12 protein-coding genes are annotated in these 14236 nt (G+C 66.8%); 3 read left to right on the top strand and 9 right to left on the bottom strand.

All coding sequences use genetic code 11. The features are described from left to right. Positions 1–21: 21 nt before the first annotated feature. Together ACKY0W_RS08545 and ACKY0W_RS08550 are read left to right on the top strand one after the other, a co-directional pair. A complete protein-coding gene (locus tag ACKY0W_RS08545; RefSeq protein ID WP_409437197.1) occupies positions 22–648 on the top strand; it encodes a TetR/AcrR family transcriptional regulator in 627 nt (208 codons plus the stop codon). 77 nt (positions 649–725) lie between these two features. Next, positions 726–2318 (top strand): FAD-dependent monooxygenase, encoded by a 1593-nt coding sequence (locus tag ACKY0W_RS08550; protein ID WP_409437198.1) that lies wholly within the window; start codon positions 726–728, stop codon positions 2316–2318. A 4-nt stretch (positions 2319–2322) separates the two neighbouring features. Here the strand turns inward: ACKY0W_RS08550 and ACKY0W_RS08555 are convergent, their stop codons facing one another. Together ACKY0W_RS08555 and ACKY0W_RS08560 are read right to left on the bottom strand one after the other, a co-directional pair. Continuing rightward, positions 2323–2889 (bottom strand): methyltransferase family protein, encoded by a 567-nt coding sequence (locus ACKY0W_RS08555; RefSeq protein WP_409437199.1) that lies wholly within the window; start codon positions 2887–2889, stop codon positions 2323–2325. Between the two features lie 79 nt (positions 2890–2968). Further along, entirely contained in the window at positions 2969–3847 is an 879-nt protein-coding gene (locus tag ACKY0W_RS08560; RefSeq protein WP_409437200.1) for a LysR family transcriptional regulator, read from the bottom strand. A 107-nt stretch (positions 3848–3954) separates the two neighbouring features. Between ACKY0W_RS08560 and ACKY0W_RS08565 the strand changes: the two genes are divergently transcribed. Further along, entirely contained in the window at positions 3955–4704 is a 750-nt protein-coding gene (locus ACKY0W_RS08565) for an SDR family oxidoreductase (RefSeq protein ID WP_409437201.1), read from the top strand. 6 nt (positions 4705–4710) lie between these two features. On the opposite strand, the gene ACKY0W_RS08570 is transcribed toward ACKY0W_RS08565, so the two are convergent. The 7 genes from ACKY0W_RS08570 to ACKY0W_RS08600 form a co-directional block, all read right to left on the bottom strand. Continuing rightward, a complete protein-coding gene (locus ACKY0W_RS08570; RefSeq protein WP_409437202.1) occupies positions 4711–7227 on the bottom strand; it encodes an arylsulfatase in 2517 nt (838 codons plus the stop codon). Positions 7228–7372: 145 nt separating this feature from the next. Beyond that, on the bottom strand, positions 7373–8794 hold the full coding sequence (locus ACKY0W_RS08575; RefSeq protein ID WP_409437203.1) for an acyl-CoA carboxylase subunit beta: 1422 nt from the start codon (positions 8792–8794) through the stop codon (positions 7373–7375). 52 nt (positions 8795–8846) lie between these two features. Continuing rightward, a complete protein-coding gene (gene kasB, locus ACKY0W_RS08580) occupies positions 8847–10115 on the bottom strand; it encodes a 3-oxoacyl-ACP synthase KasB (RefSeq protein ID WP_409437204.1) in 1269 nt (422 codons plus the stop codon). A gap of 35 nt (positions 10116–10150) precedes the next feature. Further along, complete coding sequence (gene kasA, locus ACKY0W_RS08585) at positions 10151–11404, bottom strand: 3-oxoacyl-ACP synthase KasA (protein WP_409437205.1); 1254 nt, start codon at positions 11402–11404, stop codon at positions 10151–10153. Between the two features lie 2 nt (positions 11405–11406). Then, the gene (gene acpM, locus ACKY0W_RS08590; protein ID WP_046188312.1) at positions 11407–11706 is read right to left on the bottom strand and encodes a meromycolate extension acyl carrier protein AcpM; all 300 of its coding nucleotides are present in this window, start codon (positions 11704–11706) and stop codon (positions 11407–11409) included. 90 nt (positions 11707–11796) lie between these two features. Next, entirely contained in the window at positions 11797–12729 is a 933-nt protein-coding gene (locus ACKY0W_RS08595) for an ACP S-malonyltransferase (RefSeq protein ID WP_409437206.1), read from the bottom strand. 180 nt (positions 12730–12909) lie between these two features. Continuing rightward, positions 12910–14226 carry a PucR family transcriptional regulator gene (locus ACKY0W_RS08600; protein ID WP_409437207.1) on the bottom strand — a complete coding sequence of 439 codons (1317 nt, stop codon included), beginning with the start codon at positions 14224–14226 and terminating at the stop codon, positions 12910–12912. Between the last annotated feature and the right edge of the window lie 10 nt (positions 14227–14236).

Below are 14236 nucleotides of genomic sequence, written 5' to 3' on the forward strand. Positions count from 1 at the left end.
TATCGACTAGGCTGGCGCGTTATGGGAGCCCAGGAACCCGCGCCCGCATTGCGACCGGGGCGAAGCCCGGGACGCCTCGACCGGTCTCGCGACCCCGCGATCCTCGATGCGGCGCTGCAGGGTGTGGCTGAGGTGGGCTATGACCGGTTGAGCATGGACGACATCGCGGCCCGCGCCGGAGTGGGCAAAGCCGCAATCTATCGGCGCTGGCCGTCCAAGGCGGTGGTGGTGGCCGATGCGATCGCTCATTGGCGCCGCCGACAGGGACCGGTCGAGCCGCCCAACACCGGTAGCCTGCGCGGTGACATCGACGCGCTGGTCGCCGCGGCGCCCGAGTTTGACGAATCGGGCATGGAAACAATGAAAGTCGTCGTCGGAGTCGCGACCGCGGCAATGCATAATCCGGTCCTGGCGGCGGCCCTCGACGATCTGGTACTCGACCCGCCGCGCCATGTGGTCCGGGTGCTGCTCGACCAGGCGCGGGCGCGGGGTGAGATCCAGGCCGGTCGCGACCTCAGTCTGATCCCCGATGTGGCGTTGGGTCTCAATGTGCTGCGCGTGATGACCGGTCGGCCGGTTGACCGCGTCTTTGTCCGGCGCGTACTGGAGGACGTCATCCTTCCGCTCACCGGTGATCCATCCCCGTAGTCGGTTGCACCGATCGTCGACGCATGCCACATTGGATTAGTCGGAACTAGTCAGTTCCGTATGTGGCGGAGGTGGCGATGACGGACGATCGAGTCCCGGTACTGATCGTGGGCGCAGGTGCGGGCGGTCTGAGCGCTTCAGCACTGTTGGCCAAACACGGCGTGCGTTCGCTGGTGATCGAGAAGCGCAGCGAGGTCTTCCTCTACCCGAAAGCGCGCAACTTGAGCTTCCGCAGCCTGGAGATCCTGCGCGGCCTCGGTCTGGCGGATCAGGTGCACGCGGTGGCCGAGGGTGTGTCGGACATGCTCACCAAGGTCTCGCTGCGCAGCACCCAGGCGCAGCAGGCCTTCGACCTGGACGCGATCTTCGCACCGTTCGCCGGCCTGAGCCCCGAGCCGGCCGCGCAATACTGCCCGCAAAGTGCACTGGAACCGATGCTGGCCGAGCACATCCGCGGGCGCGGCAGCGAGGTTCGCTACGGAACCGAGCTGTGCTCCTTCGAGCAGGACGACACCGGCGTAGCCGTCGTCGTGCGTGACCGCAGTACCGGCGGCGCAGAACTGGTGCGGGCCGACTACCTGATCGCCGCCGACGGTGTGCGCAGCCCGGCTCGCGATGCACTGGGCATCCCGACCTCCGGGCACGGGGCGTTGCCGATCTACGTCGTCTTCATCTACTTCCGCGGCCCCTGGCGGCAATTCGTGCCGCAGCTCAGCGACGGTGACGCCATCCAGGTGGCCAACGACGACGTGGACGGCATCTTTCTGCCGGTACGTGACGACTTCGGCATGTTCCTCACCACCTATCTTCCGGGTCGAGGCGAGACCGCTGCCCAGTTCACCACCGATCACTGCCGTCGGCTGCTCACCCGGGCGATTGGTGCGGACATCGACATCGAGATCGTCGAAGTGACGCCGTGGCAGCCCTACGAGCGTGTCGCCGACCAGTTCCGCTGCGGCAGGGTGTTTCTCGTCGGAGATTCGGCGCACGCCATGCCGCCGTTCAAGGCCGGCGGCGCGAACTGCGCCATTGCGAGTGCGCACAACCTGGCCTGGAAGCTGGCGGCCGTACTGGCGGGGACGGCCGATCCGTCGTTGCTGGACACTTACCATGCCGAACGGCACCCGGTGGGGCGCTTCAGCGCCCGCCAATCGCTGACCGGGCCGGTGCTGCCCCTGCTACGACTCGACGACAGCGGCCCCGGCCTCCCATCGAGCGAGGAGGCGCCGATGTTCGCCCTGCTGATCGGCTACCGGTATCGGTCAGCCGCGGTGCTGTCGGACGAGCCTGCACCATCCGACCCGAGCGCCGTCTCGCTGGTGTCCGAGCTGCGCGGACAACCCGGCACGCGGGTTCCGCATGTATGGCTGACGCATGGCGGACAACGGATTTCGACTCTTGATCTGCTCGGGCCGGGCTTCACCGTGCTGACCGGGAACGACGGTGGACGGTGGCGGGCCGCCGCGGCGCAGGCCTCGGAGGCGCTGGGTATCCCAGTCACTGTGCGCCGCATCGCCGATGAACAGTGGGCACGGATCACCGGGCTGGAACCCGACGGCGCAGTGCTGATCCGCCCGGATGACTTCGTGGGATGGCGTGCCGACACACTGCCGGCCGACCCCGACGCGGAGCTGGCGCGGGCGCTGTCGGCGATCCTCGCCCGCGGCTGAACTCCTACAGGTACCTGCGGACTCGGCTGCAGTATTCGGCGTACTCCCGACCGTAGTGGTCACGCATGAAGGCTTCCTCACGCAGCACCTGGCGGTTGAACAGCCACACCCCGGCGAGCAGGTAGGCCAACGGAATCCAGGTTGGAAACACCAGGAACTGGCCGAGCAGCACCAACCCGAACCCGACATAGATGGGGTTGCGGCTGATCGCGAACACGCCCGACGTCACCAGCTTGTCCGGGTTGTCGGTGTCGATTCCCACCCGAAAGCTGCTGCCGAAGGCGGCCAGGCTCAACGCGACCATCAGCAGGCCGCAGAAACACAATGCGGCCCCGGCCCAGGCGATGGCAGTGGAGCTGAAGAACCGCTCGCAGCCCACCAACGGCCACCCGAAGGCACTGGCGAACACCACGTAGAAGTAGACCAGCGCGAAGGGCGGGATCAGGAAGTCCTTGTTGTCCGTGCTGCCGACGTGCATGGCGTCGGTTCCCTTGCGTCGCAGCATGATCAGGCGAATGACGACCAAGATGGGGCAGAGCGCGAGTGCCAGGGCGGCCAGATATCCAGGCATCGGAGATCCTTCCGGTTCCGTGCGGCTACAGCTAGTAATTCATCGCATGATGAATTGTGGTGTATCGGCGCGCAGGTTGTCAAGGGTGTTGACGCAGAATGAGATCGCGCACCGCCGAACTGGTATGGGGTTGCCACAGCGCCTGCAGGGGCACCAGCGGCGGCTCGTCGAGATCGACCACTGTGACGGCGCCATCCAGGGCCGGGCCGGGCGGTGCGGTGACGAACGCGGCGGCACTCTCGGTCAAGGCCGCCACCTCGGGCGGGCAGCCCTGCACCCGGCTGACCCGGTACTGCGGTTCGAATCCCGCACGCCGGCAGGCGTTGACCAGGAAGTCGCTGTAGTAGGAAGCACCGGGAGGCGCCCACAGCGCGATCAGTTCGTCGGCCAGATCGGTGATGCGGATGCGGGAGCGCGAGGCCAGCGGGTGATTGGCGGGCACGGCAACCCGCAGCGGGTCATAGCCGATCACCGCGCCGGCGAGCAGCTCTTGGGGCACGACGGCGCGGCGCAGCCCCAATTGCACGGCGCCGTCGCGCACTCCGGCGGTGAGCCGGTCGGGGAACAGCTGCACGACCGTGAACGACGTGTCGGGCGAAGCGGCGATTGCCGGCTCGATCAGGGCGTAGACGTCGTGATTGCTGATCGCAGGGGAGTGCCCGACGACGAATTCATCCGGTAGGGCGCTGGCCGCGGCGCGCGTGTTTGCAGTGAGGGTCCTGGCCGCCGCCAACAGTGCCCGGCCCTCGTCCATCAGGGTCTGGCCGGCCTGGGTCAACGTGATGCGGCGCCCGGCGCGCACCAGCAGCGTCACGCCGATCTCCTTCTCCAGCTGTTGCACCGAATGCGACAGGGCCTGTTGTGACAGGTGTAGCTGCTTGGCGGCACTGGTGAAGCCGGCGGATTCGGCGACGGCGATGAAGTGCGTCAATCGGCGCAGGTCCGGGACCGGGAGCATCGGCCCATGCTAACCACAAATAACGCTTGTTGATTATGCGTATAACACTGTTTCTCATTTGTGTAGAGCCCGGCTAGTTTCGTGCTCAGACACAGAAGGGAAGATCTATGAGCGATTTGACCGGGAAATCGGCGGTGGTGGCCGCGGGCGCCAAGAACCTGGGCGGGCTGATCAGCGCCACGTTGGCCGCGCACGGCGTCAACGTCGCGGTGCACTACAACAGCGACAGCTCCGAGCCCGACGCCGACAAGACCGTGGCGGCGGTGCAGGACGCCGGCGCCAAGGCGATCAAGGTGCAGGGCGACCTGACCGTTCCGGCCAATGTCACCGCCCTGTTCGACGCCGCGGTGAATGCTTTCGGCGGCGTGGATTTCGCGGTCAACACCGTCGGCAAGGTGCTGCGGAAGCCCATGTTGGAAACCACTGAGGCCGAGTACGACTCGATGTTCGACATCAACGCCAAGTCCGCCTATTTCTTTCTGCAGCAGGCCGGCAGGCGCCTCAACGACAACGGCTCGGTGGTGACGATCGTGACCGCGCTGCTCGGAGCGTTCACCGACGGCTACTCCACCTACGCGGGCTCCAAGAGCCCGGTGGAGCACTTCACCCGGGCGGCGGCCAAAGAGTTCGGGGCCCGGGGGATCAACGTCAACAGCGTCGCGCCCGGGCCGATGGACACCCCGTTCTTCTACCCGCAGGAGACCCCCGAGCGGGTCGAGTTCCACAAGTCGCAGGGGATGGGCAACCGATTGACACAGATCGAGGACATCGCGCCGCTGGTGCTTTTCCTGCTCGACGGCGGCCACTGGGTCACCGGGCAGACCATCTTCGCCAACGGCGGCTACACCACGCGGTGAGTCCGGTCAGTCGCGGGCGAGTGCTGCCGCCGCTTCCCGTTGCAGATCGACGAAGGTCTCATTGCTGACGTCGATGACGACGGCCTGGATGCTGCCGCCGGTGAAGGTCCCCGGGTTCTGGTATTGGTCGGAGACGCTGTCCCCGCTGTCATACCCGACACACAGGCCGTCGCCGGCGAGGGTGAACTTGCCCAGTTGGGTGCGCATCGGACCCGTATCGACGGGCTTTCCGTCGACATAAAGCGTTGTGGTGCCGAGGGATTCACCGTACTGGCCCGATTCCTTGCGGACGAATTCCATGCCGAGCGTGTGCTTGCCGGGCGTCAGTTGCCGCGAGGCGAACTCCTGCTCGGGCCTGATGCCGAGGAAGTTGTACACGTAGTGCAGCTTGGCGTCCTTGATGAACAGCACATGCCCGCCGAACCGCGACCCGTGGGCAAAGAGCACTCCTTGGGCATCGCGTGCGAGATCGACGTTCGCGACGATCTTGAACGACCGTCCACGGATGTTGGCTGCCACTCCTTCCGGGACGGGAGCCGTATCCGGGTAGTAGGTGTAGCGATCACGCGGTGGTTCGAACTGCGGCCGTTTGATGGTGAGCAGTTCAGTGGCCGTGCGGTCGTCCAGCGGTAGGACGTAGTTGTCCTTGGCCTCCCGGTGCCACACATCGATGAGTGCCTTGAGTTTGTCGGGATGCTTGTCGGCGAGGTTGGTGGATTCGGAGCGATCTTCGTCGACGTGGTAGAGCTCCCAGCGGTCGGAATCGAAATGGCCCTTTCCGCTGATCGGTGCGTGCAGCGCCGATGCCTTCCAGCCGTCCTCCCAGATGCCGCGGGTGCCCAGCATGGCGTAGTACTGCCGCTTCTTGGCGGTGGGCGCATCGGGGGAGTCGAAGCTGTAACGCATCGATACGCCGTTGAGCGGGTACTGCTTCACCCCGCGGTACTCCTCGGGCATCGGAAGCCCGACCGCATCGAGGATGGTCGGCACGATGTCGGTGGCGTGGTGGTACTGGTGGCGCACTTGGCCTTTGGCTTTGATACCCGCGGGCCAGTGGATCACCATCGGGTCGCAGGTACCCCCGGAGAACTGCGAGTAGCGCTTGAACATCTGGAACGGTGTGGAGAACGCAGCCGCCCAGCCGGTCGGATAGTGGTTGTAGGTGTCGGGCGTCCCCAGGGTGTCGAGGTAGCGCATGTTCTCGGCAAGGTCATCGGGATAGCCGTTGAAGAACTTGTTCTCGTTGACCGAGCCGTTCGGCGAACCCTCGCCAGAGGCGCCGTTGTCGGCGCAATAGAAGATGAGGGTGTTGTCCAGCTGGCCGGTCTGCTCGAGGTATTCGACGATCCGGCCCACTTGAGCGTCGGTGTATTCGGAGAACCCGGCGAAGACCTCGGCCATCCGGGAGAACAGGCGCTTCTCGTCGGCGTTGAGCGAATTCCACGGCCGCACCGCGTCAGCCGGCAATGCGACGTCGTCGGGAAGGGGATTCAGCGGCGTCAGCTGGGTGCCCTTGGGCATGATGCCCTTGTCGACCATGCGGGCTAACACCCACTCGCGGTACGCCTCGTAGCCGTCATCGAACCTGCCGCGGTATTTCTCGGCGTACTCGGTCGGGCTGTGGTGTGGGGCGTGATTGGCTCCCGGGCAGAACCACATGTACCAGGGTTTGGACGGATTGCTGGACCGTTGATCGCGCAGCATGCGAAGCGCGTTGTCGGCGAGGTCTTTCGACAGGTGGTAGCCGTCTTCGGGGCGGTAGGGCTGCTCGATGAATCGGTTGTCCTCCACCAGATCCGGGTACCACTGGTTGGTTTCTCCGCCGAGAAAGCCGTAGAACCGATCGAAGCCCTTCTGCAGCGGCCACTCCGATTTGCTTCCCCCGCTGGACACGTCCTCTTCTGGCACATTGTGGTTCTTGCCCACCCAGAACGTGCTGTACCCGTTGTCCTGGAGTACCTGCCCGATCGTCGCGCATTGTGCGGGCAGCCGGGCCGCCGCGCCGGGGAAGCCGTCGGAGCCCTCGGTGATCGAGGCGAAGCGGTTCACGTGGTGGTTGCGACCGGTCAGGACGCAGGACCGGGTCGGCGAACACAGCGCCGTGGTGTGCCACTGCGAATATGTCAGCCCGTTATCGGCAAGGCGCTGCATGACGGGCATGTCGATGGCCCCGCCGTAGGGCGACCACGCCGCCATCCCGGTGTCGTCGTAGAGCACCACCAGCACATTGGGTGCGTCCTGGGGAGCATGCTTGAGTTCGAAAGGCCCCCAGTCGGGCTCCGAATCCCGCACGTCGAGTTCGATCTTCCCGTTGAACCCGTCGTTGATCCCGGTCCCATAGTCCGGGGCGCCGGCAGCCACACCGCCGCTGTCTTTGCCTTCACAACCGGCCAGCGCCGAGACGCCGGCGCCGCCCACCCCTAAAGCCGCTAGGCCACCCAATACCTGGCGCCGGCGTAGCTTTCCGCGGGGCTGGACAGTTCCCTCCGGTGCGGCTTCCGGCGTTTCATCGGCGGACGGCATAGATGTAGTTGTAACCGACAACCAGGCCCAACATGTCGGTTCGGGCGTAAACGGCTACTGGTGAGCGTGCGCAGTTGTACGCCGAAGACGGCGTGTCGCGGTGCAAACACGCACGCTCGCGGGGGAGGCTGCGGGGATTTACGCCTTACAGCGGGATGTTCTTGTGGCGGCCGCGACGGGCGGGTGCCTCAGCCAGGGCCTGCGTGATCTTGCCGCGGGTGTGCGAGGGGTCGATCTTCTCGTCGACCACGCCGATGTCGATGGCGCTGTCCACCCCACCGGCGATCCGCTCGTGTTCGGCGGCCAGCTCCTCGTGCAGCGCTTCACGCTCGTGTTCGGGCGCGGCGGCCAGCCTCTTCTTGTGCAGGATGCCGACCGCGGCCTTGGCTCCCATCACCGCGACCTCGGCGTCCGGCCAGGCGAACACCTTGGTGGCGCCCAACGACCGGGAGTTCATCGCGATGTAGGCCCCGCCATAGGTCTTGCGGGTCACCAGAGTGACGCGGGGGACGGTGGCTTCGCCGAACGCGTGCAGCAGCTTGGCGCCGCGGCGCACCACGCCGCCCCACTCCTGACCGACGCCGGGCAGGTAACCCGGCACGTCGACGATCACGATCAGCGGAATCCCGAACGCGTCGCACAGCCGCACGAAACGTGCCGCCTTCTCGGCGCTTTCGGAGTTCAGGCAGCCGCCCAGCCGTAGCGGGTTGTTGGCCAGCACGCCGACGGTGCGACCCGACAACCGGCCCAGCCCGACGACCATCGACGGCGCCCACTTGGCCTGGAACTCGTCGAACGGCGCGTCGGCATCGAGCAGCCCGTGCACCAGCGGGTGCACGTCGTAGGCGCGCCGCGCCGACTCCGGCAGCAGGGCGTGCAGGTCGATCTCGCCGGCCTCAGCCTTGTTGCGGTCGAAGTGACCCTGCTGGCAGAACAACCCGACCAGGCGGCGGCCGCGCTCATAGGCGTCGAGCTCGTCGTCGGCGACGATGTGGCACACGCCGGACTTCTTGTGGTGGGTGTCGGGGCCGCCGAGCGCGGCCATGTCGACATCCTCACCGGTGACGCTGCGCACCACGTCGGGCCCGGTGACGAAGACCCGGCCCTCCGGTGCCATCACGATGACGTCGGTCAACGCCGGGCCGTAGGCGGCGCCGCCGGCCGCGAAACCGACCACCACCGAGACCTGCGGGACGAATCCGGATGCCCGGATCATGGCCTCGAAGACCCGTCCCACCGCGTGCAGGGCGCGGACGCCCTCGGCCAACCGGGCGCCGCCCGAGTGCCACAGGCCCACGATCGGGCTCTGCTCGGCGATCGCGGTGTCGTAGGCGTTGACGATGTGGTCGCAGCCCTCGATGCCCATCGCGCCGCCCATGACCGTGCCGTCGGTGCAGAACGCGATGGTGCGCACTCCGTTGACGGTGCCGCCCGCGGCCAGCACCCCGGAGCGGTCACGCTCGTGCAGCAACTCGACGGTGCCGTCGTCGAAGAACGTTGACAGACGCAGCAGGGGATCGCGCGGGTCGAGCGATTCGCCCACCGTCTCGGGAGCCATTGTCGTCATCGCGCCTCTCCTTGGTCTGATTCTTTGTCGCGGGTCCCGCTGCGGCGGTTTTCTAATACCGACCGAAGACGATTGCGACGTTGTGTCCGCCGAACCCGAATGAGTTGTTGATCGCGTATTCGTAGTTGCCCGGGCGCGGTTCGCCTGCCACCACATCCAGGTCGATCTCGGGATCGAGGTTCTCCATGTTCCGCGTCGGCGGGACGATCTGCTCACGCAGAGCCATCACCGTCAGGATGGACTCGACCGCGCCGACCGCACCGACCGAGTGGCCGAGTGCCGCCTTGGGCGCGTACACCGCGGCGTTGCCGCCGTGCGGACCCAACGCGAGGTTGATGGCGTGGCCTTCTGCCACGTCACCCACCGTGGTTCCGGTGGCGTGCGCGTTGACGTGGCTGATGTCGCCGGGTGTTAGCCCGGCCGCCTGGATTGCCCGTGTCATCGCCCGACCCGCGCTTTGGCCGTCGGGGTCCGGCGCGACGATGTGGTAGCCGTCCGAGGTGATCGAGGCACCCATGATCCGGGCCAGGATGTTGGCCCCGCGCGCCTTGGCGTGCTCCTCGGTCTCGATCACCATCAGTGCGGCGCCCTCGCCGAACACAAACCCGTTGCGGTCGCGGTCGAACGGACGGCAGGCGCCCTCCGGGTCGTCATTGCTGGTCGACAGCACGATGCGCATCTGGGCGAACCCCGCGATCGGCACTGCTTCGATCCGGGTCTCCACCCCACCACAGATCGCCATGTCGGCCTCGCCGAGCACGATCTGCTGCCAGGCATGCGCGATGCCCTCGGAGCCGGATGCACAGGCCGAGATCGGGGTGATCACCCCGGCCTTTGCCTGACGGTCCAATCCGACCGCAGCGGCTGCTCCATTGGGCATGTACTTCTGCACGACCAGGGGCGAGACCGCCCTCAGGCCGCGTTCGCGCATGCCGTCATACGCCCAGACCAGCTCCTCGCTGGAGCCCATCCCAGTGCCGATCGACACCATGAGGCGCCTGGTGTCGACTTCGGGTGAGCCGGCGTGCGCCCAGGCACGCCGGCTCAGCACCAAAGCCATCTTCTGCAAGTAGGAAAGCCGACGCAGCTCTGTCCGATTCAACCCCTCGTCGAACGACTCCGGGGTCTCGACGAGGTGCCCGCCGATACGAACCGGCAGGTCATACTCCTCGACGAATGAATCGGTGAGCCTGCGAATGCCGCTCTGGCCGTCCAGTAGCTTCTTCCAGGTGTTCTCCCCGTCCGCGGCCAAAGCCGTCGTCATGGCGTAGCCGGTGACGACGACGTTGGGGAGACCCTTTCCCGTTGCCAGCGTTGACATGGCTGTTGCGAACTTCCCTCTCTCGCGATCCGGTGTCAGTACCGCCCAAAGGCGAGCGCGACGTTGTGCCCACCGAACCCGAATGAATTGTTGATCGCGTACTTGTAGTCACCGTAACGCGGCTCGCCCGCGACGATGTCCAGATCGATCTCGGGGTCGGGTGTCTCGTAGTTCAGCGTGGGCGGGATGACCCCGTCACGCAGCGAGAGCACCGTCAGCACCGACTCCAGCGCACCGACCGCCCCGATGGAGTGGCCCAGCGCCGACTTGGGTGCGTACACCGCGGCGTGCTGGCAACCGGCTTCCCGGATCGCGTTCGCCTCGGCGGTGTCACCGATCGGAGTGGCGGTTCCGTGCGCGTTGATGTGGTCGACGTCCTTGGCGGAGATGCCCGCCAACTCCAGCGACCGCTTCATTGCGAAACCCGCCCGCTTGCCGTCGGGACCGGGAGCCACCATGTGAAAGGCGTCGGAGGTGATTCCGGCACCCATCAACCGGGCCAGCGGCTTGGCGCCGCGAGCCTTGGCGTGCTCTTCGGTCTCGATGATCATCAGCGCACCGGCCTCACCGAACACGAAGCCGTCCCGGTCCTTGTCGAACGGCCGCGACGCGCCCTCGGGGTCGTCGTTGCGGGTCGACATCGCACGCATCATCGAGAACGTCGCGATCGGCAGCGCTTCGATGCCGCCTTCGACACCACCGCAGACCGCGAAGTCCGCGTCGCCCATGACGATCTGACGCCACGCGTGTGCGATCGCCTCCGAACCCGACGAACAGGCCGACACCGGGGTGATGACTCCGGCACGAGCACCGAGCTGCAGGCCGACCACTGCGGCCGCACCGTTGGGCATGATCATCTGAACGGCCAACGGCGAGACCTTGCGGGGTCCGCCCTCGTTCATCAGGTCATAGGTCTCGACGATCTTCTCGCCGCCGCCCAGTCCGGTGCCGACGACGACCGTGAAGCGGTCCGGGTCGACCTCAGGCGATCCGGCGTTCTCCCACAACCGCCCGGCGAGCAGTTTGGCCATCCGCTGGACGTACGACATGCGCCGCAGGTCCAGCCGGCCCATGTGGTCGTCGACCGGGTCCTTGAGGTGTCCGCCGATCTTGACCGGCAGATCCCACTTGGAGACGAACTCGTCTTCGAGCACATGGATGCCGCTCTCGCCGGCGAGCAGACCCTTCCACGTGCTCTCGATGTCTGCACCGATTGAAGTGGTGGCCTCAACGGCGGTTACCACCACACTCGGGTAACCGCCGTTGGCCGTAGAAGGCTTAGAGGACACGATTAGCTCTCGGAACCGAACTTCTCGCGCAGCGCGGCGGCAGCCTCGGGGTTCTCGGCCTCGAGCTTCTGGATGTAGCCCACCACGTCACCGACGGTGCGCAGACCAGCGAGGTCCTCGTCGGGGATCTTCACGCCGTACTTGTCTTCGGTCTGAACCGCGATCTCCACCATCGACAGCGAGTCGATGTCCAGGTCGTCGACGAAGGACTTCTCGACGGTGACCTCGCTCGGCTCGATACCGGTCACCTCTTCGATGATCTCGGCGAGACCGGCGATGATTTCATCCTGGCTGGCAGCCACTGTGTTTCCCTTCGGTTGGATCCGCACGGGGTGTGCGGGGGTAATTACTGCGTATCTGGTTGTGCAGGGTTGGAGCGGGCTTGAAGAGGGTTAGAACTCCGGCAGCCCGTCCAGATCCGCGGGGGACTTGACGGCGTGCGTCGGGGTCCCCCGAAGTTCGCGTTTGGCGATACCGGCCAGGGTTCCCGCAGGCGGGAACTCCACGATCGCGGTGACCTCGCGGGCCCGGAGCGTCTCGGTGCACAGGTCCCAGCGCACCGGCCGGGTCAGCTGTGCGACCAGGTGCTCCATCGCCTCGGCCGCCGACGCCACGGGTTGTCCGTCGCGGTTGGACAGCAGGATGGCGGTGGGCTCCGAGATTCCAGCGGCCTTGACCTGCTCGACCGCGGCGGAGTACGCCTCCAGCGCCGGTGCCATGTACTGGGTGTGGAACGCGCCGGCGGTGGCCAGCTTACGGACCCGGGCCTTGGCGGGCGGGTCTTCGGCGAGCTTGTCCAGTGCGGGCAGCGGGCCGGCCGCCACGATCTGGCCGACCGCGTTGCGGTTGGCCGGGGTCAGGTCGAGTTGCTCGAGGCGGGCCAGCACCTCGGCCTCGTCGCCGCCGAGCACCGCGGCCATGCCGGTCGGCTCGAGTGCGCAGGCCTTGGCCATTTCGCGGCCGCGGGTGGCGGCCAGCATGACGGCGTTGTCGGGGGAGATGACGCCGGCGATCGCATAGGCGGCGATCTCACCGACGGAGTGGCCGGCCACGATGGCATCGCTGCCGCTCACCGGGCCGTTGCGCCGCTTGGCCAGCTCGGCGTAGGCCAGCAGGGTCGCCGCTACCACCAGCGGCTGGGTGACCGCGGTGTCGGTGATCTCCTCGGCGGTCGCGGTGGTGCCCAGTGCGATCAGGTCCAGGCCGGCGATCTCCGACCAGGCGGCCAGCTGCTCGCGCGCGGCGTCTGCGCCGGGCGCCTGGAGCCACGGCGAGAGCATGCCGGGGGTCTGAGATCCCTGTCCGGGAGCGAGCAACGCAATCACGTCTTTAAGAGAACATTGTGAAGCGCGATTTGCAGGATGTCCTAGATTATGAACATTGTCTTATGTTTTTGTGGAGACCCTACAAACCTGCCGTTCGATGCGACGCGTTCGATACCGAACTGCGACAACTGTCCGCCGTTGGTGCCCACCTGTACGCGCCCCAGAGCGCCCTCGGCGGGGTCATTCCTCCGGGCTGACCAGAGGTTCGCCGGGACCGCTGGAGGTCAGCGGTGCGGCGGCATAGGCCACGTTGGCGTTGCTGAAACTGGCGTGCTGCGCTTGGTTGGCCAGCCGCCCGACCGTGGCGGCAACCCGCAGCACATAGGCGTCGCGCGGCACGGCCGGATCACGTCCGGTGAAGTCGGCGATCCGCTTGAGCCGGTAACGGACGGTGTTTGGATGAACGAACAACTTGCGGGCGCAGGCCTCGATCGCGCCGCCACAGTCCAAATAGGCGTCCAGGGTCTCGGTGAGCGTGGGCCCGGCTTCGGCCAGCGGCCGCATCACATCGGTGTGCAGGGCCGCGATCGCTGACGCATCGCCGATCAGCGCCCGCTCCGGCAGCAGCTCGCGAGCCAGCACCGGCCGCGGTGCTCCGGTCCAGCCCACCACGGCGTTCATCCCTGAGATGGCTTCGCTGGCACTGTGATAGGCGGCGGTCAGCGTCGGCGCCGTCGGTCCGATCACCACCGGGCCGTCGGAGAACGCGCCGAGCAGGTCGGCGAAGAACTTCTGCGTGGGTGTCAGCGGCCCGGACACGATGGCCACCAGCCACGTCCCGTGCACGTCGGTCAATGCCGCCCGCCCATGATGTTCGGCGACATCACGGACGTCTTGGCTGGCCTTCTGTCCGGCGTAGGCGTCGGGGCCCGGTGGTGCGGTGCCCACCACGACGGTGGCGGGGGCCGTGGTGTCCCAGTTCAGTGCGGCCGCGCGGCTCAACAACTCCGGACCGGTGTCGCCGCGCACCACGGCGTCCACCACGCTGGCCTCCATCCGGGAATCCCAGGTGCCGCGCGCCTCGGCGGCGTCGGCGTAGGCGGAGGCGGCGGTGAAGGCCAGGTCGCGGCTGTACTTGAGGATGCCCACCGTCAGCGCGGTCACCTGCTCCTCGGAGCGGGCCAGCAGCGGCACGACCTCCTCGAAGAACTCCATGGTGACCCGCACCATGTCCACGGTGTGCCGCAGCGCGATGTGGCGAGTCAGGTCCTGGGGCACCAACTCGAACGCCTGGGCGGTGTGGCTGACGTTGCCGTGTGGGTCGTGCATCCACTCGGCAAAGTTGACCACCGCGGTCTGCACCACCAGGGCCACGCTGGCCCGCTGGGCGGCTTCCAGGTCGTTGAAGAACGGCAAGCGGTCACCCATCATCGACACCGATTCGGTGGCCAACCGGCCCGAGTAGTGCTTGAGCCTGCGCAGCAGGGTGTCCGGGACGGTGCTCAGCAGGTCCAGCGTGGAGCGCGGCAGGGCGGGGCCCGCCGGGTTGTCAGCCATTTCTAAAAGC

Origin of the sequence: Mycobacterium sp. SMC-14, assembly GCF_046250075.1 — a bacterium.
GTDB lineage: Bacteria > Actinomycetota > Actinomycetes > Mycobacteriales > Mycobacteriaceae > Mycobacterium.

Excerpts from the sequence above, each read along its gene's own strand:
- ACKY0W_RS08545 (WP_409437197.1), top strand. The coding sequence starts at position 22 with ATGGGAGCCCAGGAACCCGCGCCCGCATTGCGACCGGGGCGAAGCCCG.
- ACKY0W_RS08550 (WP_409437198.1), top strand. The coding sequence starts at position 726 with ATGACGGACGATCGAGTCCCGGTACTGATCGTGGGCGCAGGTGCGGGC.
- ACKY0W_RS08555 (WP_409437199.1), bottom strand. The coding sequence starts at position 2,889 with ATGCCTGGATATCTGGCCGCCCTGGCACTCGCGCTCTGCCCCATCTTG.
- ACKY0W_RS08560 (WP_409437200.1), bottom strand. The coding sequence starts at position 3,847 with ATGCTCCCGGTCCCGGACCTGCGCCGATTGACGCACTTCATCGCCGTC.
- ACKY0W_RS08565 (WP_409437201.1), top strand. The coding sequence starts at position 3,955 with ATGAGCGATTTGACCGGGAAATCGGCGGTGGTGGCCGCGGGCGCCAAG.
- ACKY0W_RS08570 (WP_409437202.1), bottom strand. The coding sequence starts at position 7,227 with ATGCCGTCCGCCGATGAAACGCCGGAAGCCGCACCGGAGGGAACTGTC.
- ACKY0W_RS08575 (WP_409437203.1), bottom strand. The coding sequence starts at position 8,794 with ATGACGACAATGGCTCCCGAGACGGTGGGCGAATCGCTCGACCCGCGC.
- kasB (WP_409437204.1), bottom strand. The coding sequence starts at position 10,115 with ATGTCAACGCTGGCAACGGGAAAGGGTCTCCCCAACGTCGTCGTCACC.
- ACKY0W_RS08600 (WP_409437207.1), bottom strand. The coding sequence starts at position 14,226 with ATGGCTGACAACCCGGCGGGCCCCGCCCTGCCGCGCTCCACGCTGGAC.